Raw genomic sequence first — 26,423 nt, 5'->3', positions numbered from 1 at the left:
CGAGTCTCGCGGTCAGCGACGTGTCTCGTGCTCCGGAGCGCGAGCACCGTCGCTCACCGCGAGTCTCGCGGCGGCGGCCGCGAGACTCGGGCGCGCGTCAGCGACGCTCAGCGCGGGATGACCGAGAACAGGAACTTCCTCCGCACCATGAACCAGGCCAGCAGGATGAGCGCCGTGTGCGCAGCGAAGCCGATCCACCCGTTGAACCAGTCGACGCCGGGGATCGACGCGATGGCGAGCGCGAAGAAGACCTGCCACACGAACACGTAGAGGCTCGCCTGCCCGAGCGGGATCCACAGCCAGCCGATGGCCGCTGCGATCGGCTTCCAGAACACCGTGAGGATCGCGTAGGACACGACGGCGAAGAACGCGATGTCGACCAGTCGCCCCCACTGCAGGTCCACACGCTGGTACGCGGTGTTGTAGAGCTGGTCGTACATCGTCGCGGGGAACGGCGCGGGCGTGAACCCGAAGTGGTTGCCCGCCCACACGTACACGAGGAACAGCGCGTAGCCGACCATCCCGACCCCGACGAGCACCTTCCCGAGCCGCCCGGTCAGCGCGCCGACGATCTGCCGCCGGTACACGCCGAGGACGAGGCCGTGGGTGAACACGACCTGCCAGGTGAGCAGGGGGAAGACCGCCTCGAACTGCGAGTTCAGCGGACGGAACTCCGGGTTGAGCGCCTGGTAGACGTACAGCGCCCAGCTGACGATGAGGAGCGCCCACCAGAACCCACGCCGGATCACCCACATGAACAGCGGGATGAACAGGCTCAGCACCACGAACAGGCCCATGATGTTGAACGGCCACGGGCCCATCTCGAGCAGCAGGAACTGCCGGATCGCGAACCACGGCGGCGGGTAGGCCAGCAGCTGCATCGCGTTCGGGTAGAGGTCGTACACGCGGCCCTCCGCCCCGACCCCGCCGGTGCCGGTCCCCCGGTCGGTGAAGGTCGTGATGGCGTCGGTGTTCAGGAACGGCACGAAGCTCAGCGCGAAGACCACGAGGATCACCGCGAGGGTCACGAGGTACTGCTTCCGGGCGCGCTTCCACGCGCCGACCGCCGCGGCCCATTCGCCGAACTTCTTGATGGCGAACGGGTACGTCATGCCGAGGACCATGCCGGAGAGGAACACGAACATCTCGGCACCGGTGATCGCGCCGACCGCGTGCAGCGTGATGTACGAGTACGGTCCGCCGATCTCGATGTGGGTGATCACCACGGCGAGGATGATGAAGCCGCGGAACAGGTCGAGCCGGAGGTCGCGTCCGGGCTTGCCGTCGTCCGGGTAGCGCCAGCTCGGGACGAGCCGACCGAACAGGCCGCTGAGGAGGAACACCGCGGCCAGACCCACCGCCAACCAGACGATCCACGCCATCTGGTCGCCGCCGGTGTCGTACTGCTGGTTCGTCGCCGCGGCGCCGTCCTGCGGCGTCACGCGCTCGGTGACGGGGTCGAAGACGAAGTCGCCCGCGCGTTCGAGGTCCGTCCGGAAGGAACCCGCGATGCCGGGGACCGCGGTGTCGCGCCAGTCGGCGACCCGGTTGCCGGCCTCGGGCTCACGGCGGTTCGTCTCGAGGAAGGTGACGCCCTCGACGAGCGGTTTGTCGTCGAGCGCGGCGATGACCTGCCGCCACCAGCCCTGCTTCACGGTGAGCTCGGCGTCGCCGCGGAGTGAGTGGTCGAACAGCGCGCCCGTGTCGAGGAGCATCGGCAGGTCACGGTCCTTCGCGAACCGGTCGTAGAACGTGCCGGCGGCGACGGGCTGCTGGTAGCCCCAGGTCTCGTCGAACCGGGCCTGCACCTCACCGGCTTCCGGGGCGTCGTTCCGGGTGAGCGGGACGTCGCGGCCGGCGGCCTGCGTGGCCTTGCCCTTGCCGAACGAGAACATCGACAGCCCGACCCAGTCGACGCTCGCGGCGCCGGGCCAGTACGGCTCGTACGGGTCGTCCGCCGCGGTGAGCTCGCCGTCGCCGTTCGTGTCGACGGCCTGCACGTCCGTCGCGGACAGGTCACGGAGACGGCCGGCGGACTCGCCGAACGGGTACCCCGCACCGTACGACGGAGCCCACACCATCGCGGCGTCTGACGAGCCGTCGTGCACCTGGGTCGCCAGGGCACGGAAGGTGCGGACGTAGTCCGTTGGTTGCTGCCCCCACGACACCCACGTGCCGTTCATCTGCGGTGCGTAGCGGAGCAGCACCTTCGTGCCGTACTGGGCGTGGACCTGCTCGAGCAGCCGGTTCGCCTTCCGGGCATCGGCCGTGGTCAGGGTCGACAGCTCCTGGTCGGGCTCGAGGCTCACCACGAGCACGGCGCCCTGTGCCGCCGCCGCCCGGGTGGAGCGGAGGAGCTCGCGCTCGGCTGTGCGACCGATCGGGTAGTCGATCTCGACGCCGTACATCGACGGCACGGCGCCGAGCCGGCCCGCGTACCCGTCCGGTGCGTCGTCGCCCCAGTCGAGGTCGGGCCCGAACCAGCGCTCGCCGGAGGCCGGTCCGGCCGGGGTGTCCTCCGCGGCGGTGGTCGCCGAGGCGGGCAGCGCGCCGCCGAGGACCAGCGTGGCGACGACGACGAGGAGTGCGAGGACACGCCTCACCGTTCGCACACCAGGGTCCACACGTTGCGGCCGTGCTCGTGACGGTGCTCGAGCCGGTCGAGCGCGGCGATCGCCAGCGCCAGACCGCGGCCACTCTCCTCGTGCACGTCGGCCATCGTGACCGCGCCGAGGTCGACGTCGGCCGGGCGGCCGTTGTCCGTCAGCACGGCGGTGAGTTCCTGGCCGGTGGCGTCGAGGTCGACCGTGTAGCGCCTGCCGGCTTCGCGGTCGGTCCGCCGGGTGTGCTCGACGATGTTCGCGGCGATCTCCGCGAGCGCCGTCTCGAGCTTGAAGCGGAGGGCGGGGTCGTCGATCCCAAGGCCGTCCCACCACCGGGCGAAGTGGTCCTGGACGACGTCGAGCGACTCGACCGTCGCCTCGACCTCGAACGACGACGTGCTCACAGGGGACCTCCCACGGTGCTCGACTCGTGCGCGACGGGCGGGGTGAAGACCGGCGCCCGGTAGAGCACGGCCCGGATGACGATGCTGAAGATGAACAGGTCGAAGACGACCCAGGCGGTGTTCACGAGCGGTGCGATTCCGTCGGCCTGTCCGGTGGCGTACCGGATGGCGATCATCACGAGGGCGGCCACGAGGGCACCCATCGCGAACAGCTGCGGCTTGACGAGGTCCCACCGCGGCTTCTGGTCGGACTCGTCGCGGACCTTCGGAGTGACCCGGAAGCCGAGCGGCTTGCCGCGGAACACGTTCTCGAACGCGCTCGTCACCGACTCGATCCACACCGGGAAGAGCGCCAGCGAGTACTGCTGGCCGCGCCACGTCGGCCGGCCGGCGGCCACGACCCAGAAGAGCAGCTGGTTGAGCACGAGGAACGGGATGAGCCGGGCGAAGAAGTCGACGCTGTACGCCTGGACCGGCACCACTCCGAACGACAGGCAGAGCACCGGGGCCGCGATGTAGACGATCGCCGCGAAGCCGGAGAGGTAGCTCCACATCGTCGAGAAGTACATGAGCCGCTGCCCCCACGACAGGCCCTTCTGCACGAGCGGGTTCTCGCGGAAGAACACCTGCATCGTGCCCTGTGCCCAGCGGAGGCGCTGCACGAGCATCGTCGGGAGGTCGTCCGGGGCGAGCCCGGTGGCGAGGATCTCGTCGTGGTACGCCGACTTCCACCCCAGGCCGTGCAGTCGCATCGCGGTCGCCATGTCCTCGGTGACCGAGATCGTCGCGAGGGGCATGATCGGCTGCGCCTCGTCGTCGCGGTTCACGTCGAGGGCACGGGCGAGCACCGCGATCGACTCGATGGCGGCGACCGGCGAGGCGTCACGCCGTCCGAGCACGTCGAGCGCGGCGTCGTCGAGTCCGGCGAACGTGTCCGGCTCGTCGGACATCGCCGCGAGCTCCTGCAGGTCGTTCCGGACGGACTCGAGGTCGGCCGCGGCGAACCGGAACGAGATCGTGTCGATCCCGCGCTGGAACGCGTAGGTCACGTCCCCGAGGGGCTCGCCGCTCGCCACCTGGTCGCGGGCGCGGTCGACCACCGCCTCCGCCTCGGCGAGCGCCTCGAGCACGCGGGGGTCCGTCTCGGTCTCGCGGGCGCGGGCGAGGAGCTGCCGTGAGGTCTTGATCGTGCGCTGCACGGACGCCTCGACTTCGCGCACGTACCGGGTGACGCCGAGCTGCATGAGCGCCTCGCGCCGGAGGATCGCGTTCGACCCGCAGAAGAACGCGGCGTTCCAGCCGTCCTTCGACTGCTGGATCGGGCCGTAGAACAGGGGCGCCTGACTGCCGAGGAGGTCCTCCTTCGGCACGTTCTCGAACCACTGCGGCGTCTGCACGAGCGCCATCCGGTCGTCCTTGAAGTACCCGAGCGTCCGGTCGAGGATCGCCGGGTCCGGCACCTGGTCGGCGTCGAGGATGAGCAGGAACTCCCCCTGCGTCGCGAGCAGCGCGTTGTTGAGGTTCCCGGCCTTGGCGTGCCGCGGACGGTCCACCCAGTCGGCGCCGCGGGTGATGATGCCGATGCCGAGCGACTGGGCCGCCTCGCGCATCTCCGGACGGTTGCCGTCGTCGAGGATCCACGTGGAGTGCGGGTGCCGGATGGCCTTCGCGGCGCGGGCGGTGCGGAGGACGAGGTCGACCGGCTCGTTGTACGTGGTGATGAAGACGTCGACGGTGACGTGGTCCCCGGGCGGCGTCGGCGGCTCGCCGCGCTCACGGAGCCGCCACGCCCCGAACGCGAAGAGCAGCGAGTCGATGACGCTGTAGGTCTCGGCGAGGATGAGCGGCACGGCGATCCACCACGAGTGCCAGTTCACCGAGGCCGCCCACCGCCAGACGATGTAGTTCACGCCCGCGAGGGACGCGAGCAGGGCGACGGTGCGGACGGCGATCATCCGTCGACGCGGCGTCCCGGTGGCGAGTCGCCGCCGGTCCTGCCGGCTGGCGTCGAGCGCGCTCATCCACGTCCTTCCCTCGGGAGGTGGTCCACCCCTGATGGCGCGACCTGGTGAGTGGTCACGTACAGGACTGTCTACCGCAGGGAGCACTCCGGTGTCAGCCGACACCCGCTGCGGATCGGGACGACCGCGCCGAGCGGCCGGTCAGGGACGCCGGGCGGTGATGCCGAGGTCGTCCGCCAGCCGGGCCACGACGTGGTCGAAGTAGACCGCGCCGTCCGAGACCGCGCCGACCGTGTGGCCGAAGAGCTCGAACGACACCACCCCGAACACGGTCGTCCACGCCATCAGTATCCGCAGCACGAGTTCGTCCGGGAGGTCCGGGGCGACACCCCGTTCCCGCACGTACGCGACGGCGTCCCCGATGGCGGACGGGAGCCCGTCAGGAGGCGAGGCCGGAGCCGGACGCGCCCCGTGCCTCCCGTCCGTCCACGCGTCCGCGACCACCTGGATGAGCACGTGCGTCGTCCGCGACGCGGGTTCGATGGTCGACGGCGGGGCGACGTAGCCGGGGACCGGCGACCCGTAGAGCAGGGCGAAGTCGCCCGGGTGGGCGACCGCCCACGTCCGGATCGCCCGGCATGCGGCTGCCCAGCGACCGGCGACGTCGGCGCGGTCGACGGCGGCGTCCGCAGCCTCGACCGCGGCGCCGAGCTCGTCGTAGTCGAGGACGAGGAGCGCCGTCAGCAGGTCGTCGCGGCTCGCGAAGTACCGGTACACGGCGGAGGACACCATGCCGACGTCCCGTGCGACCGCGCGGAGGGCGAGTTGGCTCGGGCCCTCCTCGGTGAGCCGTGCACGGGCCGCAGCCAGGATGCTCGCGTGCACGGCCTCGCGCGCGAGCGCACGGGCGGTCGGCTGCTTCGTCTGCATGCCCCCACCGTGCCACACGAGAGCACTGCACACAAACGAGAGCACCGCTCTTGCAATTGACCCGTCCGCAGTGCAGACTGCTCCTGCGAGAGCACCGCTCTCCGAATCAGACCCAGGAGGAACCCATGTCCGACCGTCACCTCGTCATCGGAGCCGGCCCGGTGGGCCGGCACGTCGCCGCCGTCCTCGCGGAGCGCGGCGCCGACGTCACCGTCGCCACCCGCTCGGGACGCGACACCGGCCTGGGCCCCCTCGGCCCGATTCCGGACCGCCGCGGAGCCCGCGGAGCGGCGGGCCGGCCGAGGCCGCGGGGAGGGGCGGTGGGTCACGTCGCCCTCGACGCCTCCGACGCCGACGCGCTCACCCGGGCGACCGAGGGTGCCGCGGTCCTCTACAACTGCGCGAACCCCGGCGACTACACCCAGTGGGAGCGCACCTGGCCTCCGCTGATGTCGGCCGTGCTCACCGCGGTCGAGCGCACCGGCGCCGTGTACGCGATCACCGGGAACCTCTACCCGTACGGCCCCGTCGACGGGCCGATGCACGAGGGACTGCCGGACGCGGCCACCGACCACAAGGGCATCCTCCGCGCGAGGCTCTGGGGCGACGCGCTCGCAGCGCACCGAGCCGGCCGGATCCGCGCGGTCGAGGTGCGCGGCTCGGACTACGTCGGCCCGGGCGTCGGGGCGAACGGGCACGTCACCCGGGTCCTCCCGGCCGCGCTGCGGGGCAAGGCCGTGACGATGATGGGTCGGACCAACCAGCCGCACACCTTCACCGACGTGCTCGACGTCGCTCGCACGCTCGTGGCCGCCGCCCTCGACGAGACCGCGCACGGCCGGGTCTGGAACGTGCCGTCCAACGCGCCCCGGACGCAGGTGCAGGCGGTCACCGAGATGCTCGCCGTCGCCGGGAAGCCGCCGGTCACGGTCCGCCGTGTCCCCGCCGGTGTCATCCGGGCGAGCGGGCTCGTGGTGCCGTTCATGCGGGAGATGGCCGACATGTCGTACCAGTGGACGCGGCCGTACGTCCTCGACGACGCGGCGGCGCGCGCGCACTTCGGCATCGAGCCGACGCCGTGGGAGGAGGTGTGCCGCCGGACGGTCGCCGGGCTCTGAGGGCGGAGCGGGCAGGGGCGCGGGTCGAGGTGGCGCGGAGCAGGCAGGGGCGCGGGGCAACACCTGTCGTTCACCGGGACGTCACCGGCCGGTCAGGCAGGGTCGCGAACATGCGAGGGCACTCAGCTTCGGGTGCCCTCGACCGCTCCCCCTCCCGACAGGAAGTCCTCCGTGCCCGCTCCCCGGACCATGCGGATCCTCGCACTCACCGCCGCGCTGGCCGCCGGCCTCGGCGCCGCCGTGGTCGCACCCGCGACCGCCTCCGCCGCCGCCCCGATCACCGACGACCGCGACCCGAGCTGCACCACGACCAGCACGACCGCGCTCTGTGCTGCCCCCGACACCCTCCTCGACGTCCGGATCGGCGATGTCCACCCGACGCAGCCGTCACTCGGCTACGACGAGGTCTACTACAAGCTCGGTCGGTACTCGACCGCGCTGAGCAAGGACGCGGTCAACAAGAAGTTCGACGACTGGTGCGAGGCGAACGGGCAGGAGGAGGCCGCGACCACCACCGCCGCCTCGACCCTCACCGATCCGTCGACCTTCACCTGCGCCGTCCCGGTCGGGTCCGAGACGCCGGACACGATCGCGCCGATGAAGACCGTCGTGATCGGCCCCGGCGGCACCCTCTACCTCACGGACGGACACCACACGCTCACCTCGTTCGACGAGGACAGCGGGCCCGACGTGCACGTCCGTCTGCGGGTGCTCGGCAACCTCTCCGGCCTGGGCACCACCGAGTTCTGGCAGACGATGCAGGACAACCGGTGGGTCTGGCTCCGGGACACCGCGGGCCGGTCGATCACGCCCGCCCGACTGCCGCAGAACGTCGGGTTGGCGGCGTTCCAGGACGACAGCGCCCGCAGCATCATGTACTTCGGTCGGGACATCGGCTACACGGCCGACGGCGCCGTGCCCTTCCAGGAGTTCTACTGGGGCTCGTGGCTCCGCGCGCACCCCGAGCTGGGCCTCGCGTCGTGGGACCAGGACGACTTCGCCGCATCGCTGTCGCTCGTCGAGCGGATCACCAGGGCGCAGGTCGCGCTCGCCCCGAACGACGTCGTCGACGCCGAGAGCGGGTACACCGCGGCCGACCTCAGCACCCTGAGCGCCTGGAACGACGGCAAGGCCGTGACGAAGGGCGAGTGGGCGAAGCTCTCGGCGCCGTACTCGTCCGACAAGCCGGGGAAGCTCGCCTACATGACGGAGTACCGCAGGACCCTGGCCGCCGAGCCGGGCGAGCCCGGCACGGACCCGAGCGACCCGAGCGACCCGACGGACCCGACCGAGCCCACGGATCCGGCCGACCCCGGCACGACCCCGACCGAGCCCGCCGAGCCGAGCACCACGCCGTCGGCACCGTCCGATCCGAGCACCGGCGACGACGGGCCGACCGACCCGACCACCGTCCGGGGCACGGTGACGGTCGAGGGTGACCTCGTGGCGGGCGGCTCGGTCACCGTCCACGGCACCGGGTTCGCGGCCGACACCGCCGCCCGTGTCGAGATCCACTCCGACCCGGTCCTGCTCGGGGCCGTCCGGACCGACGACACCGGCGCGTTCACCCTCGCGGCGACCGTCCCGACGTCGCTGCCGGCCGGGACCCACACGGTCGTCGTGGTCGTCGACGGGGTGACCGTCGGGTCCACCACGGTCACCGTCGCCGCGGCGGGCCCGGATGGCGAGCTCGCGTTCACCGGCGCCGAGGGCCTCGTCCCGGCAGCGGTGACAGCGCTCCTCGCCGTGCTCGTCGGCACAGGGATCGTGGTCGCGCGACGTCGTCGGGCGCGGCGCGCGTAGTCCACGCGGCGCGCGACGGACGGGAGGCGCGGTGCCAGCCGGCACCGCGCCTCCCGTCCGTCGTCGGTCGCGTCAGATCGCGAGGAGCCGGTCGTACTGCCCCATCGCGAGTCGCTGCGCGGCCCCGCCCTCGGCGGGGATCCGCCACAGGCCGGAGTCGGCGTCGACGAACAGGTCGCCGGCGGAGTCCGCGGCACTCGGGTAGAACCCGTTCGTCCAGACCTTCGGGCCGCCGGTGACGGCGAGGTCCTCGGTCGCCCCGGAGGCGTCCTGCACGAACAGGTGCGCCACCGCGTGGTCGGCGGTGCAGGGGTGGAACGGGTCCGCCTCGGAGATGGCGGCGCACCACCCGGCGGACTGACCGAGCAGCAGGGAGTCGTCGTTCGTCGCGCTGAACTGGTACGCGGTCCGCGTGCTGACCTTCACGAGCGTCGAGGAGCCGGGCGCGAGCGACCAGAAGCCGTTGTAGGCGCTGCCGCCGAACGCGCGGTAGTCGACGTACAGGGTCCCCTGGCCGTCGGCGAGGAGCCCGCCGAAGTAGCCGATGGGCTGCTGCTCGGCGTTCGCGACGGTCCGGGTGGTCACGTCGCCGTGCACGCTCCGGCTGACCACCGTGCCGCCGTTCGCGGTGGTCGTGAAGGTCGAGACCGTGCCGTCACGCCCGACCGTCCACGCCGTGCCGGTGGACGGCAGGATCGTCTTCGGGACGCCGCCGCCGATCGGCAGCTTCACGATCGTCCCCGTGACCGAGTCCTTCCAGTACACGTTGCCGGGGACGTCCGAACGGAGGTCCTTCGTCAGGTGCAGTCCGCTCGCGAGGACCCGCGCCGCTCCCCCGTCGGCCGGGTACTGCAGGAGCTTCGTGCCGTCGCTCGACGGGACGAAGACGTTGCCGACGTCGTCCGCGGCGAAACCGGCGCCGTGCTTCGCGACGGTCTTCGGAGCGCCGCTCCCGGACGTCGGGAACCGCACCACGGCGCCGCTCGCGTCGAGACCGTAGAGGGACTGCGTGACCGCCGTCGTGGCCGGGGCCGTGTACCGGACCGAGACCGCGCGACCGTCGCCCTTCGCACCGACCGCCCGCACCGAGAACGTGTAGCGGACGCCGGCCCGGATCCAGCCGTACCGGTCCGAGCGGGCGGTGGCGGGCAGGACGTCGGTGCCGCTGCCGGGCTGCCCCTCGGTCGGGCGGATCGACACACGCCAGTGCTGCACGGCCCCGCCGGACCGAGGCGCACCCCAGGTCAGCGTGGCTGCGTCGCCGGCGCCGCTGACGTGGACGGACGTCGGGACTCCGGGGAGCCTCGACGCGGGCGTGGCGGCCACTGCGGGCGTCACGCCACCGATCACCAACGCCGCGGCTGCTGCGGCGGTGAGCACTGCTCTGTACACGATCGATCCCCTCGTTCCCGTGGCCTTCGGGTGGCCACGGCTCAGGTCATCGAAGCACCGCGGGCGCGGAGCGTGGGACGGTCGGCGGCCATCATGCGGGGTCGGCGTGCGGTTGGCGGGACCCCGCAAGCGCGGTCGGGGCAGGGCGCGCGGGCGGGCGCTGGCGGACGCAGGCGTGCCCGAGTCTCGCGCTGGCGTGCCCGAGTCTCGCGCTGGCGTGCCCGAGTCTCGGGCTGGCCGACATGTCTCGGGCCCCGGAGCGCGAGACATGTCGGCCACGCCGAGTCTCGGCGCACGACGGCACCGGGCGGGGCGGCGGGCGCGGCACCGGGCGCGACTCAGTGGCGCGGCTTGCGGCCCCCGCGGTCGTCCCGGTCGTCGCGGTCGTACGAGCGACCGCCGCCACGCGGGCCCCGGTCGTCGCGGTCGTACGAGCGACCGCCGCCACGCGGACCCCGGTCGTCCCGGTCGAACCGACGGCCACCGCCGCCGCCACCGCCACCGCCACGACGGTCCGGCTTGATCTCGATGAGCTTCCCGCTGATCCGGGTGTCCGACAGCCGGTCGAGCACGCCCGCGTCCATGTCGGCCGGGAGCTCCACGATGGAGAAGTCCGGGCGGATCTGGATCGCGCCGAAGTCGTCACGGCGCAGCCCGCCCTCGTTGGCGAGCGCACCGACGATCTGGCGCGGCTCGACCCGGTGGCGACGCCCGACCTCGATGCGGTACGCCGTCATCGGCTGCGAGCGACGCGGACCCCGGTCCTCGCGGTCGGCGCGGTCACCGCGGTCGTCCCGGTCACGGCGGGCACCCGCAGCGCCGTCCCGGCCGACCCGAGCACTGAGCTCGTCCGACTCCGGGTCGAGCAGCAGCGGGTCGTCCCCCTGCGCCACCACGGCGAGGGCCGCGGAGACGTCCTCGGCGGGCACGTCGTGGTTGCGGACGTAGTGCGCGATGACGTCGCGGAACGCCGAGATGCGGTCCTGCTGCTCGAGCGCCGCGGTGATCGCGTCGTCGAAGCGGGTCAGGCGCGTCTCGTTGACGTCCTCGATCGTCGGGAGCTGCATCTGCGTGAGCGGCTGCTTCGTGTGGCGCTCGATGGCGGAGAGCAGGCGGCGCTCACGCGGCGTGACGAAGCTGATCGAGTCGCCCTTGCGGCCGGCGCGACCGGTGCGGCCGATGCGGTGGACGTACGACTCGATGTCGACCGGGATGTCGAAGTTCACGACGTGCGTGATGCGGTCGACGTCGAGACCACGGGCAGCGACGTCGGTGGCGACGAGGATGTCGAGCTTGCCGGACTCCAGCTGGTTCACGGTCCGCTCACGCTGGGCCTGGGCGACGTCGCCGCTGATGGCGGCCGCGGCGTACCCGCGGGCGCGGAGCTTCTCGGCGAGCGTCTCGGTCTCGCTCTTGGTGCGGACGAAGATGATCATGCCCTCGAAGTCCTCGACCTCGAGGATGCGGGTGAGGGCGTCGACCTTCTGCGGGTACGACACCATGAGGTAGCGCTGCGTGATGTTCGCCGCGGTCTTCGTCTTGGTCTTGACCGTGATCTCGGCCGGGTCCGTGAGGTACTGCTGCGAGATGCGACGGATCTGCGCGGGCATCGTCGCCGAGAACAGCGCGACCTGCTTGTCGTCCGGCGTCTCGGCGAGGATCGTCTCGACGTCCTCGGCGAAGCCCATCTTGAGCATCTCGTCGGCCTCGTCGAGCACGAGGTACTTCAGCTCGGACAGGTCGAGCGTGCCCTTGGCGATGTGGTCCATGATGCGACCGGGCGTGCCGACGACGACGTCGACGCCGCGACGGAGCGCCGAGAGCTGCACGCCGTACGCCTGACCGCCGTACACGGGCAGGACGTGCACGTGCTTCATGTGCGAGGCGAACTGCTCGAAGGCCTCGCAGACCTGGAGCGCGAGCTCGCGCGTCGGGGACAGCACGAGGGCCTGCGGCACCTTCGCGCCGGACTCCATCCGCGACAGGATCGGCAGCGCGAACGCGGCGGTCTTGCCGGTACCGGTCTGCGCGAGACCGACGACGTCGCGGCCCTCGAGGAGCGTCGGGATGGTGGCTTCCTGGATCGCGGACGGCGTCTCGTAGCCGATGTCCTTGACGGCCTTGAGCACCTGGTCACTCAGGCCGAGGTCGGCGAAGGTCACCACGGGCCCCTCGTCGACGGTCTCGGCAGTGCTGGTGTTCTCGGTGCTCATGGGGAGAACGGTATCCCGGATGTGGCACGGAGAGTGAATGCGCGGCGTACCCTCCACCGGCCTGGAGGCGCGGGGCGGGCCCGCACCGCGCCTCCAGTCCGTCCCGTGGTGACGCCGCGCTGACGCGACGCGCGGTCAGGAGGCCGCGTCGCGTGCAGCCGCGCCCACCCCGAACAGGACGTCGGCCTGGTCGTTGAGCCGTTCGAGCAGCCCGGCCAGCTGCCGGAGCTCCTCCGCGGCGAAGACCCCGGTGAGGTCGTCGAACACCTCGGCGCCGGCGAGGTCCAGCTGGTCGAGGACCTCGACGCCGAGCGGCGCGAGCGAGAGGAGCGCCGCGCGGCCGTCCGCCGGGTCCGGCGCGGTCGAGAGGAAGCCGGCGTCGACGAGGGACGCCACCCGGCGGCTGATGACCGGCCGCGACAGCCCGGTCGCGTCGGCGATCGCCGTGGAGCGCACGGCACCGATGTGCTCGACGGCTCGCAGGATCACCCGCGCCGTCGGGTCGAGCCCCCCGCGCGACTCGATGAGCGATGCGCGGATCGTCTGCCGGACCCAGAGTCGGTCGAGCTGGGATCGCAGGAGTCGCTCGGCGGCGGCCCGGTCCTCGTTCACTGCGCCAGCGTACCCGGAGGATTTAGTTGCTTCCAGAACGCAACGGATGTATCGTTGCGCGGTCTGCAAACTTTCACAGCGCGTAACCCCGGTTCGCGCAGCTTGATCCAAGGAGCTCGATGACAGCCACCGCACCCGTCTCGGTGCAGGCCCCCGCGGCCGCAGGTGGGGCCGGTCAGCAGCCGCTGATGACCCACCGCCAGATCCTCCTCGTCATCTACGGCCTGATGGCGGGCATGTTCCTGTCGTCGCTCGGCCAGACCGTCTTCGGCACCGCGATCCGGACGATCGGTGACGACCTGCACGGGCTCGACCAGCAGGCCTGGGTCACGACGGCGTACCTCATCACCTCCACGATCGCCACGCCCATCTACGGCAAGCTCTCCGACATCTTCGGCCGCCGGCCGCTCTACATCTTCGGCATCGTCGTCTTCATCCTCGGCGCCGTCCTGTCGTCCATATCGACCTCGATGATCATGCTCGCCGGCTTCCGGGCCGTGCAGGGCATCGGCGCCGGTGCGCTCATGTCGCTCCCCCTGGCGATCATGGGCGACATCCTCGCCCCCCCGGGAGCGTGCGAAGTACCAGGGCTACTTCCTCGCGGTCTTCGGCATCTCCTCCGTGATCGGGCCGCTCATCGGCGGTCTGCTCGCCGGCTCCTCCGAGATCCTGTGGATCACGGGCTGGCGCTGGGTGCTCCTCATCAACGTGCCGATCGGCATCGCGGCGCTGATCATGGTCATCGTCTTCCTGCACCTGCCGAAGGTGCACGGCGGGTCCGACAAGCCGGTCGTCGACTGGTGGGGTGCGACCGCGGTCATCGTCACGCTCGTCCCGCTGCTCCTCGTCGCCGAGCAGGGCCGCACCTGGGGCTGGGGCTCGCCGGCTGCCGTGGCCTGCTACGTCATCGGCGTCGTCGGACTGGTCGGGCTGCTGCTCGTCGAGTCGAAGATGGGCGACGCGGCGATCATCCCGCTGAAGCTGTTCCGCTCCGGCACGTTCTCGATGGCCACCGTGATCGGGTTCCTCGTCGGCTTCGCGATGTTCGGCGCCATGCTGACCATCCCGCTCTACCTGCAGATCGTCGTCGGCCTGACCCCGACCGAGTCCGGCTTCGCGACCCTGCCGCTCGTCGGTGGCCTGATGATCGCCTCGATCACGTCCGGTCAGATCGTGGCCCGGGTCGGCCGCTACCGGATCTTCCCGGTGATCGGCACGTTCCTCGTGTCGACCGGCTACGTCGTCCTCACCTTCATGACGATCGACAAGCCGCTCTGGTTCCTCATGATCGGGATGTTCCTGATCGGCCTCGGCCTCGGCTCGGTGATGCAGTCGCTGACGCTCGCGTCGCAGGGGTCCGTCGAGGCGCGGGACATGGGTGTGGCGACGTCGTCGGCCACGTTCTTCCGCCAGATCGGCGGCACACTCGGCACCGCGGTGCTGCTCTCCGTGCTGTTCTCCGTGATGCCGGCGAACATCCTGCACGCGACGGCGAACCAGAAGGACCTCTCCGCGGCGCTCGGAGCCGCGACGAACCCGACGGTGGCCTCGGCCGCGGAGAACCGCGGCGTCATGGACAAGATCTGGACGCCGATCGTGAACCCGCTCGAGGACGGCGTGCAGGCGAAGCTCGACGACGCCTCGGCGCAGGCGACGACCGCTGCCGACGCTGCGGTCACGGAACAGGTGACCGCGGCCGTCCAGCAGCAGGTCGCCGCGGGCGCGGTGCCCGCCGCCGCAGCGCAGCAGGTCATCGACCAGCAGGTCGCCGCGGCCACCCCCGCCGCCGAGCAGCAGGCCCTCGCCGCCGTCGCGGACGAGGCGCACGCCACCGTCCAGGACGGCACCGTCTCCGTCGACTGGTCGAACGCCTCCCAGCGCTCGTACTGGGTCGACCAGCTCACCCCGGCACTGGCGAAGAAGATCGAGGACGGATCGGGCACGAGCGACACCGCGTCGAGCGCGAACGACACCTCGTTCCTGACCGGTGCGGACAGCCGACTCACGCGGCCGTTCATGGCGGGCTTCAACGCCTCGTCGGTGACGATCTACTGGGTCGGGCTCGGTGTGATCCTCCTCGCGTTCGTGCTCACCTGGTTCTTCCGGGTGCCGCCGCTGCGGCAGCGTTCAGCGCTGCAGGAGCGGGCCGACCTGTCCGCCGAGGCGGAGCTGGAGGCCGAGGCCGGTCTCGCCGCCGCCGAGGCCGGGTCCTTCACCGGACCGATGACGGGCTCCGTGCCGGTCACGTCCGCACCGACGACCGGGTCCACCCCGACCCGCCGGTGACCGACCGGGCCGTCCGTCCGGGTCGCAACGTGGACGGACGGCCCGACACCCCCCCACCACCAACAAACGACCTCGTCAGGAGCACCCTCGTGACCACCCCGGCGCCCGCACTCGACACCGTCGTCGACCCCGGGCCCTGCACCCTCCGCGAACGCAAGAAGCAGCAGACCCGGCAGGCCATCCACGACGCCGCCCTCGGCCGTGTCCTCGAGCACGGGCTCGACGGCGTCACGGTCGAGCAGATCTGCGCCGACGCCGATGTGTCGCCGCGGACGTTCTTCAACTACTTCACGTCGAAGGCGCACGCTGCGCTCGGGCTCGACACCGTCGTCACGCCGGACCGCGTCGCCGAGGCGTTCCGCGACGGTGAGGGGCGGCTCGTGGACGACGTGTGCACGCTCGTCGCGCGGAGCGTCCCGCTGCCGTCCGACCGGAGCCGGACGAAGGAACTCCTCGTGCACCGCCCCGAGATGACGCCGACGGTGATGCGGTGGATGGCGGACTCGCGGCACGCCATGCTCGCGGTCCTCACGACCCGGACGGACGAGCAGACCGCCCGCACGGTGGTCACGCTCGTGATGTCCGCGCTGTCCGAGGTCGCGCACCGCGACACGGTGCGCAGCGCCGCCGAGCTCGGGGAGCGGCTCCGTGCCGTCGTGGCCGAGATGGCTGCGCTCGCGACGGCCTGACGCCGGCCCCGCGGCGCCCGGAGGAGCCTCCGAGCCGCGGATGACCGCGACGCCTCGCCGCGCCGTGGCAGTTCCGGTTCGCGAACACCGGGCTCCGCGGACCAGGACTGCCAGGAGGCACCAGGAAGCTCGGCACGACCGCTTCCGGCCCGATGGCACCAGCGGTACCCTCCCAGCATGCGCGCCAAGGGTCCGTCGCCGTACTTCCAGTTCCCGGGCACCGCTCGGGCCGCCCTCGAGCGGTGGTCCGAGGTCTTCGGCGGCGAGGTCCGCACCGCCACCTACCGCGACTTCGGCCGCACCGACGGCCCTCCCGACGCGGTCGCGCACGGGCAGCTGGCCGGCGACCTGGAGCTGTTCGCGGCCGACACCGCCGAGGGCGAGGAGTCGTTCAGCTCGTCGGGGTTGCTGTTCTCCCTGCTCGGCGCGGCCGACCCGGAGACACTGACCCGGTGGTTCGAGGCGCTCTCGGTCGACGGCGTCGTGCTCGACCCGCTGCAACGCCGTCCGTGGGGCGACTGGGACGGGCAGGTGCGCGACGCGTTCGGCGTCACGTGGCTCATCGGGTACGAGGCGGCGGCGGTGGCGGACACCGGGGCCGGGGCCGGGGCCGGGGCCGGGGCCGGGGCCGGGACACCCTCGGGGTCGGACTCCGACGCATGAGCGTCGTGCGCCAGGTCCAGGTGACCTTCGACTGCGCGGAGCCGGAGCGCGTCGCACGGTTCTGGTGCGCGGTCCTCGGCTACGTCATCCCGCCGCCACCACCGGGCTTCGCGGACTGGGCGGCGTTCGACGCGTCGCTCCCGCCCGGACACCAGGGATCGGCGTTCGCCTGCCACGACCCGAACGGCATCGGCCCCCGGCTGTTCTTCCAGCGCGTCCCGGAGGACAAGGTCGTCAAGAACCGGGTGCACCTCGACGTCCGGGTCGGCACGGGGTTGGTCGGATCAGCGCGCCTGGCCGCCCTCGACGCCGAGAGCGCACGGCTGGTGGCCCTCGGCGCGACCCAGGTCCGGCGCATGACGGCGGACGGCATGAACGAATCGTGCATCGTGATGCAGGACGTCGAGGGCAACGAGTTCTGCCTCGACTGACCCTCACCCCGCGGCGACGAGCGGCGCCCAGAACGTGTCCGGTGCCTCCTCCTGCACGGTGTCCGGCGCGAAGTCGAAACCGTACTGGCCGACGAACTCGCGTGCGGCGGCGATCTCGTCCATCTCGTCGTCGTGCTCGGCGTCGAAGAGGTACACGCCACGACCCATCGCGACGCCGCTGTCGCTCACGACGGCGAGGTCCCACCGCCCCTCCTCGGTACGCGTGATCCGGACGACGGCGGCCTGGTCAGCGGTGAAGTCAGCCATGTTGCGAGCATACGGAGTGCGGTGTACCCCGACCCCAGGGTCACGGCGCGTACGGTCCCGCGCATGAGTGAACACCACGGAGAACCCGAAGAACAGCACCACCCCGTCATGGACGGCGCCGAGGAGGCGACCAACGAGGAGAAGCTCCACGGCCTCATCGAGCAGGTCGAGCACGACCACGGTCACGAGGGCGCGGCATCCATGGCCGACCACCTCCGCGACCGCGCGGCCGAGACCGGCGTCGAGACCGAGGAACCGTCCGACCACGTCGAGTGACGCGGTCGTACGGTCCGGGAATGGACCCAGCCGCTCCGGCGTACACATGAACACCGATCTCACGAGGAGCGAGCCATGATCCAGACCGACCCCCAGCCGACCGACCGCGACGAGAAGCGCTGCCGCCCCGTGCCGTCGCTGCACGACGCGCCGGAGCAGCGCTTCGGTCGGTGGCTCGGACTCATCAACGACGGTCGCTGACGCGATCCGAGGTCGCTCACGCGACCACCTGACGGACGGGAGGCGCGGTGCCGGCTGGCACCGAGCCTCCCGTCCGTTCGTGCGCAGCACCCGGCCGCTAGGCTGAGCGGTCGGACAGCAACCGGCTGGTCCGGCACGAGGAGATCAGCATGTCAGCGGGGTTGCTCGCGGTCGTCGACGACATCCTGTCCGCCGCACTGAAGGCGAGTGCGAAGACGGCGGGCGTGGTCATCGACGACGCCGCCGTGACGCCGCAGTACGTGCAGGGGATCGCGCCGGCACGGGAGCTCCCCGTCGTCGGGCGCATCGCGCTCGGCAGCCTGTTCAACAAGTTCGTCATCATCATCCCGCTGGCGCTCCTGCTCTCCGCGTTCGCGCCGTGGGTGCTGCCGTGGCTGCTCCTCATCGGCGGCACGTACCTCTGCTTCGAGGGGGCCGAGAAGGTCACCGAGTGGTTCGGCACGCACCACGAGTCCGGCGCCGAGACCCCGACGACCGAACCGAAGCTCGTGTTCGGCGCCATCCGCACGGACCTCATCCTCAGCACCGAGATCATGCTCATCGCGCTCGCCGGACTCGATCCCGACCTGGGGTTCTGGCCGACGGTCGGCGCGCTGCTCGTCATCGGTCTGGTGATGACCCTCGCGGTCTACGGCGCCGTGGCGCTGCTCGTGAAGATCGACGACATCGGGCTGCAGATGATGAAGAACCCGTCGCGCTCGACCCGGCGGGCGGGCGCCCGGGTGGTCCGTGCGATGCCCACCGTGTTCCGGGTGATCGGCGTGGTCGGGACCGTCGCGATGCTGTGGGTCGGTGGCCATCTGGTGATCCAGAACCTCGCGGAGACGTTCTGGCACGGGCCCGACGACCTGCTGCACGCCGTCGAACACGCCATCGAGGCCGCAGGGCCCGTGGTGACGTGGATCGTCGACACCGCGGTCTCGGCCGTCCTCGGTCTCGCGCTCGGCATGGTCGTCGTCGGGGTCGTGCTCGGCTTCGGACGGCTGCGGGGTCGCGCGCACTGACGGGGCGGGCGCGTGCCGGACGGCGCTCGCGCCGGAGCGGGCGTCAGAGTTCGACGTCGCTGCCCATCGTCACCGTGCGCTGTGCCGGCAGACCGAAGCGAGCCGCCGGGTCGGCGGCGTTGTGCGCGAGCCCGACGAACAGCTTCTTCCGCCAGCTCACCATGCCGCGGTTGCCGGGCTGCGGCCGGAGCGCCCCGCGCGAGATGAAGAACGAGGCACGCTCCATCTCGTCCGGGTCCAGGTCGAGGACCTCGGCCAGGCACGCCGCGTGCAACGCCCGCGGGAGGTCCTGGTCGTCCGAGAACCCGAACTTGATCGTGATGTGGTCGATGCCGTCGTCCTCGTAGCCGAGGTCGTCGCGGAAGAACGCCTTCGCGTGCGGCACGTGCGGCACGTTCGCGGTGATGACCGAGACGATGATGACGGTCCGGTGCACCACGTGGTTGTGCTCGACGTTCGCGCGGAGAGCGAGCGGTGTCGTCTCCTTGTTCGGGTGCGGGAACACCGCGATGCCCTGGACGCGCGGGATGCCCTTGGTGTTGATCTTCTCGATGAAGTCGGCGAGCGAGCCCTCGCGTTCCTTGCGCTCCTCCTGCACGAGCTGCCGGCCGCGGCGCCACGTCGTCATGAGCGTGATCACCGCCAGGGCGATGAGGAGCGGGACCCAGCCACCGTGCACGATCTTCGAGAGGTTGCCCGCGAGGAACGTCAGCTCGAGCCCGCCGAACACGACGGCCGCGAGGACGAGCTTCCACGTCGCCCAGTGCCACAGCGGCTTGACCACGAGCAGCAGCAGGAGGGTGTCGACGACGAGCGCCCCGGTGACCGACACGCCGTACGCGGTCGCGAGGCTCGCCGAGGAGCGAAACGTGAGCATCACGGCCATGACACCGATGAACAGGAGGAGGTTCACGGCCGGCAGGTAGATCTGGCCGCCTTCCTGCCGGGAGGTCTGCCGGATCGTCAGCGGCGGCAGCAGCCCGAGTTGCACGGCCTGGCGGCTGAGCGAGAACGCCCCGGAGATGACCGCCTGGCTGGCGATCACGGTCGCGGCGGTCGCGAGCACCACGACGGGCAGCTGCAGTCCGCTGGGGAAGAGCAGGAAGAACGGGTCCTTCGCGGCCGACGGGTCACGGAGGACGAGCGAGGCCTGGCCGAGGTAGTTCAGCACGAGCGCGGGGAACACGACGAAGAACCAGGCGCGGAGGATCGGCTTCCGTCCGAAGTGCCCCATGTCGGCGTAGAGCGCCTCGGCGCCGGTGATGACCAGGACGACGGCACCCATGGCGACGAAGGTGATGTACGGATGGGCGATCAGGAACTGGATCGCGAAGGTCGGCGAGAGCCCCTGCAGGACGCCAGGGTCCTGCAGGATGTGCGGGACGCCGGCCGCGGCGATCACGAGGAACCAGAGCAGCATCACCGGGCCGAAGAGGTTGCCGACCTTGCCGGTGCCGAAGCGCTGCACGGCGAACAGCACCACCAGGATGACCGCGGCGATCGGGACGATGAGGTGCTCGATGCTCGGTGTGGCGGTCTGGAGCCCCTCGACCGCGGAGAGCACCGACACCGCTGGAGTGATCACCGAGTCGCCGTAGAACAGCGAGACGCCGACGATGCCGATCACGAGGAAGATCGTCGCGCCGCCCCGCCGCTTCGCGTACAGCCGACGGGCGAGGGCGGCGAGCGCCATCACCCCGCCCTCCCCGTTGTTGTCGGCGCGCATGAGGACGAGGACGTACTTGATCGACACGATGATCGTGACGCTCCAGAACATCATCGAGATGACGCCGTAGACGTCCTCCTCGTTGGCCTTGACGATGCCGCCGTCGATGGTGAACACGGTCCGGAGTGCGTAGAGCGGACTGGTACCGATGTCGCCGAAGACGACACCGAGGGCTGCGAGTGCGAGTGCGGCGACGCCCTTGCCGGGGCCGTGTCCGGCGTCGTCGCCGGAGCCGCCCGCGGCGTTGACGGCAGCGTTGTCGGCGGCGGTACCGGCGGCGGGGCCGGAGCCGGTCGCGGGTGTGTGAGAGCGGGTCTCGGTCACGCTCGTCTCTTCCGTTGCGTGGTCGCCCGGGCGACGACCGCGGATCATCCTCGCACCAGCGCGGGCCGTGCGCTCGCAGGTGGCGCACATCAGGCGTCGGCGTCGTCCCCGGCCGCCGGATCGGCCTCGGCGAGCGGCAGCGTCACGACGAAGCGCGCGCCGCCCAGCGCCGCTCGCTCGACGTGCACGGAACCGCCGTGTGCCTCGACGATGCCGCGGACGATCGCGAGGCCGAGTCCGGAGCCGCCGGACTCCCGGGCGCGGGCTTCGTCGAGCCGGACGAACCGGTCGAACACGCGCTCGCGGTCGGTGTCGGCGATGCCCGCTCCGTCGTCCTCGACCGCCAGGACCGCCAGGTGGGCTCCCGCGGTGCCGAGCTCGAACGCGACGGTCGAGGTCGCGTGCCGCGCGGCGTTGTCGGCGAGGTTCCGGAGGAGCTGTGCGAGGAGGCCCGGGTCGCCGGTCACACGGACGGCGCGCACCCGTGCGGAGTCGACCCGCAGCCGGCCGGTGGTCCGCAGCCGGGCGGCCTCCGCGCCGACGAGGTCGTCGAGGTCGACGTCCTCGCGGGCCACCGGCAGGGCGCCCTCGTCCGTCTTCGCCAGGACGAGCATCGCCGAGACGAGGTCGGCGAGGCGGGTGCCCTCGTGCAGGACGGTGTCCGCGAGGCGGTCCTGCGGCAGCCGGTCCGGGTACGCCTTCGCGACCTCCGCGTGCTGGCGCATCACGGCGAGGGGCGACCGGAGCTCGTGCGAAGCATCGGACACGAACCGTCGCTGTGCGGCCGCCGACGCATCGAGCCGGTCGAGCATCGCGTTGAGGGTCGCTGCGAGCCGGGCGACCTCGTCCGCGCCGCCGGGATCGGGGACCCGCTCCGAGAGGTGTGCGGCGGTGATGCCGGCGACCTGTCGGCGCATCCGTTCGACCGGGCGGAGGGCGCGGCCGACGACGAACCAGGTCGTCGCTCCCATGACGAGCAGGAGGAGCGGCACCGCGACGACCAGGATCGTCCGGGTCGCGCTCGTCACCGCGTCCGTCGACTCCGTGGAGAGCCCGGCGACGACGAGGTAGTCGGATGCTGCGGTCGCCGAGTCCTCGCTCGGCCTCCCGGTGGCCGCGGTGGCACGGTCGAACGACACCAGGCGTGTCGCCCCACCGTCCCCCGCAGCAGCGTCGTCGCTCCCGTGACCGCCGTGTCCCGAGATGTCGGCCGTCCCGGACACGTCACCGGAACCCGAACCACCGCTGGACCCCGAACCACCGCCGGAACCCGAACCACCGCCGGAGTCGTCCGAACTCCCGCCGGACCCGCCGGTGTCGTCCGAACCGCCGCCGGAGCCGCCACGCGAGCCGCCGCCGGAGTCGTCCGACCCCCCACCGGACCCGCCGGTGTCGTCCGAGCCCCCGCTGGGTGCCCCGCTGACACCGGAGTCGTCGCTCCCCCCGCCCCGGCCGCCGCCGGAGTCCTCGGACCCGGGTGGTGCGACGGTGACCGTCGGTGCCGGCGTGCTCCGGTCGGTCGCGCCACTGGAGGCGAGACGGTAGACGCGCGAGCCGAAGCGCATCGACGACCCAGGATCACCGTCGGCCCGCGGCGTGTAGGCACGGACCGCTGCCGGGTCGCCGCCGGACGCGAGGACCCGCGCGCTGTCCGCCGACTGCACGACGACGAACCCGTCCTCCGCGAGCGACGCGCGCGCCACACCGACCGCCGACGCCGGTGACGCTCCGGCCTCGAGCTGCGCCAGGACCCGGTCGGCGGCAGCGGTCGCCCGGCTCGTCACCCCCTGGTCGAGCACCGCGGCCTGGACGACCGCGAAGACCGTCGAGGCGACGACGAGCGTGACCCCGACCACCGCGACGGCCGAGAGGGTGATCCGGAAGCGCAGGGACGGGTTCCGCAAGCGGAACCGGGGACGATCAGCCACCGTCGGCCGCCAACCGGTACCCGGCGCCGCGCACCGTGAGGATGGCGGACCGTCCGAACGGGCGGTCGACCTTGTTGCGGAGGTGGCCGACGTAGACCTCGACGATGTTGGGGTCGCCGTCGAAGTCGTCGTTCCAGACCCCCTCGAGCACGGCCCGCTTCGTGACGACGTCGCCCGCGTGCCGCATGAGGAACTCCATCACCGAGAACTCCCGGGCGGTCAACGGGACGAGGTCGTCGCCGCGCCGCAACTCGCGTCGCGCGGGGTCGAGGCAGAGGTCGCCCGCACGCAGTTCGGCCGGACGCTCACGTGCTCCGCGTCGGATCAACGCTCGGACGTGTGCGAGGAGCACGGCGAACGAGAACGGCTTCGTCAGGTAGTCGTCCGCTCCGGTGTCGAGCCCCTCGACCTGGTCTCACTCCCCCGACTTGGCGGTCAGCATGAGGATCGGCACCCAGTTGCCCTCGGCGCGGAGTTCTCGGCAGACGCTGTAGCCGCTCATGCCCGGCAGCATCACATCGAGCACGATGACGTCGAAGCGGGTCTCACGGGCCATCCAGAGGCCGTCGGTGCCGTTCGTCGCGATGTCCACCGCGAAGCCCTCTGCCTCGAACCCGATCCGAAGACCGTCCGCAAGGCCGGCCTGGTCCTCGACCACCAGTACTCGCACCTGTCACCACCTCCTGCCGACGAACTGCCCGGAGGGGCGCCCGTCCACCATCATGCTGGTCCAGGGCCCACCGGACCAGGCCCCGACGGGCGGGGCGGACCGATGTGGACCACCGCAACCGGTCCTGCCGCGCACCGCCCCGCACCGCCCCGCACTGCTGTTCAGTCGTCGGCTCCGTGGCCCGAACCGCTGTGGTCGTCGCCGCCGCGCTGGTCTCCACCGTGGTCATCGCCGCCGCGGTGGTCGCCGTCATCGTCGCTGTGGTGGCTGCCGTGGTCGTCGTCAGCCCCGTGCTCGCCGCTCCGGTGGCTCGCGGCGTCCTCCGCACCACCCCGGCCGCGCCGCTCCGTGGCCGCGTGGTCCTCCCCGCCAGCGACAGCGCCAGCACCAGCACCGGGAGCGGCCGCCGTCGCCGTCGCCGTCGCCTGGCCGCCGTGGTCGTCGGTCCCCGGCGCGTGCACCCCGTGGTCGTCCGTCCCCGGCGCGTGCACCCCGTGGTCGTCCGTCCCCGGCGCGTGCACCCCGTGGTCGTCCGTCCCCGGCGCGTGCACCCCGTGGTCGTCCGGTCGGGCCGTCGACCCCGAGGACGGTGCCGGCGAGGACACCGTCGGCGATGCCGTCGCGACGGGCGAGGTCGTCGCGGTGAGCGGAGCCGGGGTGCTGATCGTCGAGGGGGTCGCCCTCGGCGCCGGGTCGTCGGCGCCCTGCGCGGCGAAGGCCACTCCGGCGCCGCCGAACGCGAGGGCCGCAGCAGCGACGCCCCCGACGATCCAGCGGCTTGCGTGTGCGATGTGCTTGGTCATGACGTCCTCCTGACGGGACCGGTTCTCCGACGAACCGGAAGGGATGCCGTAACCATCGCGAGCAGGCACTGAACCCGTGCTGAAGCGAACTGAAGCCCGCTTCAGCGCACCGAACCGCGGCCGTCGTTCTTCCTCGCCACGTCCGCAACCAGTACCACCCCGGTACTGGACTCTGGGCGTTCTCCCAGCTACCGTCGTCGTCGTGCCCCCTTCGAGGGCCACTCCACCGATCGAAAGCGACACCGATGCCCTTCCCGATCCGCCGCACCGTGCTCGTCACCACGACCACGGCCGCGCTCGTCGCCGGCTCCGTCCTGACCGGCAGCCTCTCCGCCAGCGCACACCCTGGGCACGACCACGGCCACCACGACGGCCACCTCACCCCGCGCACCTCGTTCACGATGGCGGCCGACGGCTCGTCCGGTGCGACCCAGGGCGGCGAGGGCATCCCGAACATCGACTCCGTCAAGAAGACCATCGCCACGTACTACGGCGACCCCGGCACCGGCATCGCGGACAAGGTCGACAGCCCGTACATCCGCGAGATGCGGTCGATCATGACGAAGCAGACGAAGGAGCTCCGGGGCGAGTACCGCCGCGCGGTCGCGAAGCACGAGAAGCCCGCGATCGTCCTCGACGCCGACGACACCACGCTGTGGACGTACGACATGGAGGTCGCGGACATGCACTTCGTGTTCTCCCCGACCGAGCAGGACGTCTGGGTCCAGGACCAGCGCTTCCCGGCCGTGCCCGCGATGGTGTCGTACGTGAACACCGCGAAGGCGATGGGCTTCACGATCTTCGGCCTCACCGGCCGGAACGACGACCAGAAGGCCGCGACGATCGCCAACCTCGAGAAGGTCGGCTACCAGGGCTTCACCTCGGACCACTACTTCACGAAGTGGACGGGCAAGGGTGCGTCCCAGCAGCCGTCGTACGTGCAGTGCGCCGCGGCCTCGTGCACCACCGTCGAGTACAAGGCGCTGACCCGGAAGCACATCGAGCAGGACCTCGGCTACACGATCGTCGACAACCTCGGCGACCAGTGGTCCGACCTGCAGGGCGGGTACGCCGAGGAGCAGGTCAAGCTCCCGAACCCGACGTACTTCCTGCCGTCCACTGACCTGCCCGGGCTCAGCGAGCCCCGGCTGGCACCGCGCACGCACTTCCGGATGGCGGCCGACGGCTCCTCCGGTGCGACGCAGGGCGGCGAGGGCATCCCGAACATCGACTCCGTCAAGAAGACCATCGCCACGTACTACGGCGACCCCGGCACCGGGATCGCGGACAAGGCCGACAGCCCGTACATCCGCGAGATGCGCTCCATCGTGCGGAAGCAGGTGCCGATCGTCGCCACGCAGTGCGCGGTGGCGTCGCGCCACCACCGCAACCCGGCCATCGTCCTCGACGCCGACGACACCACCCTGTGGACGTACGACATGGAGGTCGCGGACATGCACTTCGTGTTCGACCCGACGCTCCAGGACGAGTGGGTGCAGGACGAGCGCTTCCCGGCGACCCCGTCGATGACCTCCCTCGTGTCCGTCGCGGAGCGCTCGGGCTGCACGATCATCGGGCTCACCGGCCGCAACGAGGCGCAGCAGACCGCCACGATCGAGAACCTCCAGAAGGTCGGGTACCCGCAGTTCGCCGCCGAGCAGGACGGCAACCGCACGTACTACACGAAGTGGACCGGCACGGGCGCCTCGCAGCAGCCGTCGTACATCTCGTGCGCGACCGCGAAGTGCACCACGATCGAGTACAAGTCGCAGACCCGCGCGCACATCGAGTCGCGTGCCGGCGGGCACTACGACGTCGTGGCGAACTTCGGCGACCAGTACAGCGACCTCATCGGCGGCTCCGCCGACCGGAGCGTCAAGCTGCCGAACCCGACGTACTACCTGCCCTGATCCGCGACCAGGCACCGGCCGGGAGGCCCGTGGCGGACCCGCCACGGGCCTCCCGTCCGTCCCGCGGTCGCGCCGCGCGCCTCCCGGCCCACGGTCCCGTCGCGGCCCTCCCGTCCGTCCCGCGGTCGCATCGCGACCGACGCTCCACGAGTCCTCAGGCTCCGCTTCGGAAGCACCCGTCGCCCACA

At 71.6% G+C, this 26,423-nt stretch carries 20 protein-coding genes and 2 pseudogenes; 10 read left to right on the top strand and 12 right to left on the bottom strand.

Translation table 11 applies throughout. The features are described from left to right. Nucleotides 1-107 precede the first annotated feature (107 nt). The 4 genes from IEY20_RS07105 to IEY20_RS07090 form a co-directional block, all read right to left on the bottom strand. Nucleotides 108-2,603 (bottom strand): OpgC domain-containing protein, encoded by a 2,496-nt coding sequence (locus tag IEY20_RS07105; RefSeq protein ID WP_175327670.1) that lies wholly within the window; start codon nucleotides 2,601-2,603, stop codon nucleotides 108-110. Then, nucleotides 2,600-3,007: an ATP-binding protein gene (locus tag IEY20_RS07100; protein ID WP_175327669.1), complete on the bottom strand. Its 408-nt coding sequence runs from the start codon at nucleotides 3,005-3,007 to the stop codon at nucleotides 2,600-2,602. The genes IEY20_RS07105 and IEY20_RS07100 overlap by 4 nt, the downstream gene beginning before the upstream one ends. Continuing rightward, the gene (locus IEY20_RS07095) at nucleotides 3,004-4,962 is read right to left on the bottom strand and encodes a glycosyltransferase (protein ID WP_175327693.1); all 1,959 of its coding nucleotides are present in this window, start codon (nucleotides 4,960-4,962) and stop codon (nucleotides 3,004-3,006) included. Before IEY20_RS07095 ends, IEY20_RS07100 begins: the two co-directional genes overlap by 4 nt. Nucleotides 4,963-5,169: 207 nt before the next feature. After that, nucleotides 5,170-5,898 carry a TetR/AcrR family transcriptional regulator gene (locus tag IEY20_RS07090; RefSeq protein ID WP_022904167.1) on the bottom strand — a complete coding sequence of 243 codons (729 nt, stop codon included), beginning with the start codon at nucleotides 5,896-5,898 and terminating at the stop codon, nucleotides 5,170-5,172. 125 nt (nucleotides 5,899-6,023) lie between these two features. On the opposite strand from IEY20_RS07090, the gene IEY20_RS07085 reads away from it, so the two are divergent. Both IEY20_RS07085 and IEY20_RS17280 read left to right on the top strand, forming a co-directional pair. After that, a complete protein-coding gene (locus tag IEY20_RS07085) occupies nucleotides 6,024-7,016 on the top strand; it encodes an NAD-dependent epimerase/dehydratase family protein (RefSeq protein WP_175327668.1) in 993 nt (330 codons plus the stop codon). 171 nt (nucleotides 7,017-7,187) lie between these two features. Then, nucleotides 7,188-8,819 carry a ParB/Srx family N-terminal domain-containing protein gene (locus IEY20_RS17280; RefSeq protein ID WP_204620643.1) on the top strand — a complete coding sequence of 544 codons (1,632 nt, stop codon included), beginning with the start codon at nucleotides 7,188-7,190 and terminating at the stop codon, nucleotides 8,817-8,819. A 72-nt stretch (nucleotides 8,820-8,891) separates the two neighbouring features. Here IEY20_RS17280 and IEY20_RS07075 read toward each other — a convergent pair whose 3' ends face one another. The 3 genes from IEY20_RS07075 to IEY20_RS07065 form a co-directional block, all read right to left on the bottom strand. After that, complete coding sequence (locus IEY20_RS07075) at nucleotides 8,892-10,211, bottom strand: fibronectin type III domain-containing protein (protein ID WP_175327667.1); 1,320 nt, start codon at nucleotides 10,209-10,211, stop codon at nucleotides 8,892-8,894. 338 nt (nucleotides 10,212-10,549) lie between these two features. Then, complete coding sequence (locus IEY20_RS07070) at nucleotides 10,550-12,424, bottom strand: DEAD/DEAH box helicase (RefSeq protein WP_229727930.1); 1,875 nt, start codon at nucleotides 12,422-12,424, stop codon at nucleotides 10,550-10,552. Nucleotides 12,425-12,559: 135 nt separating this feature from the next. Further along, entirely contained in the window at nucleotides 12,560-13,036 is a 477-nt protein-coding gene (locus tag IEY20_RS07065; protein WP_022904162.1) for a MarR family winged helix-turn-helix transcriptional regulator, read from the bottom strand. A 119-nt stretch (nucleotides 13,037-13,155) separates the two neighbouring features. Here IEY20_RS07065 and IEY20_RS07060 point away from each other — a divergent pair. The 4 genes and pseudogenes from IEY20_RS07060 (at nucleotide 13,156) to IEY20_RS07045 (ending at nucleotide 17,105) form a co-directional block, all read left to right on the top strand. Beyond that, nucleotides 13,156-15,322, top strand: a pseudogene (locus IEY20_RS07060) (MDR family MFS transporter). Between the two features lie 89 nt (nucleotides 15,323-15,411). Beyond that, on the top strand, nucleotides 15,412-16,011 hold the full coding sequence (locus IEY20_RS07055) for a TetR/AcrR family transcriptional regulator (protein WP_022904161.1): 600 nt from the start codon (nucleotides 15,412-15,414) through the stop codon (nucleotides 16,009-16,011). Between the two features lie 177 nt (nucleotides 16,012-16,188). Further along, entirely contained in the window at nucleotides 16,189-16,674 is a 486-nt protein-coding gene (locus IEY20_RS07050; protein WP_229727928.1) for a VOC family protein, read from the top strand. Further along, nucleotides 16,671-17,105 carry a VOC family protein gene (locus IEY20_RS07045; RefSeq protein ID WP_022904159.1) on the top strand — a complete coding sequence of 145 codons (435 nt, stop codon included), beginning with the start codon at nucleotides 16,671-16,673 and terminating at the stop codon, nucleotides 17,103-17,105. The genes IEY20_RS07050 and IEY20_RS07045 overlap by 4 nt, the downstream gene beginning before the upstream one ends. 3 nt (nucleotides 17,106-17,108) lie before the next feature. Here the strand turns inward: IEY20_RS07045 and IEY20_RS07040 are convergent, their stop codons facing one another. After that, entirely contained in the window at nucleotides 17,109-17,372 is a 264-nt protein-coding gene (locus IEY20_RS07040; RefSeq protein WP_175327309.1) for a hypothetical protein, read from the bottom strand. Between the two features lie 63 nt (nucleotides 17,373-17,435). On the opposite strand from IEY20_RS07040, the gene IEY20_RS07035 reads away from it, so the two are divergent. From IEY20_RS07035 to IEY20_RS07030, 3 genes are all read left to right on the top strand, one after another. Further along, nucleotides 17,436-17,648, top strand: a complete 213-nt coding sequence (locus tag IEY20_RS07035) for a hypothetical protein (protein ID WP_022904157.1) — start codon at nucleotides 17,436-17,438, stop codon at nucleotides 17,646-17,648. A 75-nt stretch (nucleotides 17,649-17,723) separates the two neighbouring features. Beyond that, nucleotides 17,724-17,849 carry a hypothetical protein gene (locus IEY20_RS17275; protein ID WP_268239146.1) on the top strand — a complete coding sequence of 42 codons (126 nt, stop codon included), beginning with the start codon at nucleotides 17,724-17,726 and terminating at the stop codon, nucleotides 17,847-17,849. A 149-nt stretch (nucleotides 17,850-17,998) separates the two neighbouring features. Next, a complete protein-coding gene (locus tag IEY20_RS07030) occupies nucleotides 17,999-18,874 on the top strand; it encodes a DUF808 domain-containing protein (protein ID WP_175327310.1) in 876 nt (291 codons plus the stop codon). Between the two features lie 43 nt (nucleotides 18,875-18,917). Here the strand turns inward: IEY20_RS07030 and IEY20_RS07025 are convergent, their stop codons facing one another. The 4 genes and pseudogenes from IEY20_RS07025 to IEY20_RS07010 form a co-directional block, all read right to left on the bottom strand. Continuing rightward, the gene (locus IEY20_RS07025) at nucleotides 18,918-20,924 is read right to left on the bottom strand and encodes a potassium transporter Kup (RefSeq protein ID WP_229727926.1); all 2,007 of its coding nucleotides are present in this window, start codon (nucleotides 20,922-20,924) and stop codon (nucleotides 18,918-18,920) included. Between the two features lie 89 nt (nucleotides 20,925-21,013). Then, nucleotides 21,014-22,852: a HAMP domain-containing sensor histidine kinase gene (locus tag IEY20_RS17270; protein ID WP_268239145.1), complete on the bottom strand. Its 1,839-nt coding sequence runs from the start codon at nucleotides 22,850-22,852 to the stop codon at nucleotides 21,014-21,016. Beyond that, nucleotides 22,845-23,522, bottom strand: a pseudogene (locus IEY20_RS07015) (response regulator transcription factor). The gene IEY20_RS17270 and the pseudogene IEY20_RS07015 overlap by 8 nt, the downstream one beginning before the upstream one ends. A gap of 161 nt (nucleotides 23,523-23,683) precedes the next feature. Beyond that, nucleotides 23,684-24,325, bottom strand: coding sequence for a RodZ family helix-turn-helix domain-containing protein (locus IEY20_RS07010; protein WP_175327312.1), 642 nt, complete (start codon nucleotides 24,323-24,325; stop codon nucleotides 23,684-23,686). 245 nt (nucleotides 24,326-24,570) lie between these two features. Between IEY20_RS07010 and IEY20_RS07005 the strand changes: the two genes are divergently transcribed. After that, on the top strand, nucleotides 24,571-26,235 hold the full coding sequence (locus tag IEY20_RS07005; protein WP_175327313.1) for an HAD family acid phosphatase: 1,665 nt from the start codon (nucleotides 24,571-24,573) through the stop codon (nucleotides 26,233-26,235). The last annotated feature ends 188 nt before the right edge of the window (nucleotides 26,236-26,423 follow it).

It is taken from the genome of Curtobacterium luteum, assembly GCF_014646995.1.
GTDB classification, from domain to species: Bacteria; Actinomycetota; Actinomycetes; order Actinomycetales; family Microbacteriaceae; genus Curtobacterium; species Curtobacterium luteum.
This window is presented reverse-complemented; position numbering and strand designations above follow the sequence as displayed.

Bases quoted from the DNA above. Each gene is read 5' to 3' on its own strand.
- IEY20_RS07040 (WP_175327309.1), bottom strand. From the start codon at position 17,372: ATGGCTGACTTCACCGCTGACCAGGCCGCCGTCGTCCGGATCACGCGT.
- IEY20_RS07095 (WP_175327693.1), bottom strand. From the start codon at position 4,962: ATGATCGCCGTCCGCACCGTCGCCCTGCTCGCGTCCCTCGCGGGCGTG.
- IEY20_RS07070 (WP_229727930.1), bottom strand. From the start codon at position 12,424: ATGAGCACCGAGAACACCAGCACTGCCGAGACCGTCGACGAGGGGCCC.
- IEY20_RS07085 (WP_175327668.1), top strand. From the start codon at position 6,024: ATGTCCGACCGTCACCTCGTCATCGGAGCCGGCCCGGTGGGCCGGCAC.
- IEY20_RS17275 (WP_268239146.1), top strand. From the start codon at position 17,724: ATGATCCAGACCGACCCCCAGCCGACCGACCGCGACGAGAAGCGCTGC.
- IEY20_RS07035 (WP_022904157.1), top strand. From the start codon at position 17,436: ATGAGTGAACACCACGGAGAACCCGAAGAACAGCACCACCCCGTCATG.
- IEY20_RS07090 (WP_022904167.1), bottom strand. From the start codon at position 5,898: ATGCAGACGAAGCAGCCGACCGCCCGTGCGCTCGCGCGCGAGGCCGTG.
- IEY20_RS07005 (WP_175327313.1), top strand. From the start codon at position 24,571: ATGCCCTTCCCGATCCGCCGCACCGTGCTCGTCACCACGACCACGGCC.
- IEY20_RS07045 (WP_022904159.1), top strand. From the start codon at position 16,671: ATGAGCGTCGTGCGCCAGGTCCAGGTGACCTTCGACTGCGCGGAGCCG.
- IEY20_RS07030 (WP_175327310.1), top strand. From the start codon at position 17,999: ATGTCAGCGGGGTTGCTCGCGGTCGTCGACGACATCCTGTCCGCCGCA.
- IEY20_RS07010 (WP_175327312.1), bottom strand. From the start codon at position 24,325: ATGACCAAGCACATCGCACACGCAAGCCGCTGGATCGTCGGGGGCGTC.
- IEY20_RS07050 (WP_229727928.1), top strand. From the start codon at position 16,189: ATGCGCGCCAAGGGTCCGTCGCCGTACTTCCAGTTCCCGGGCACCGCT.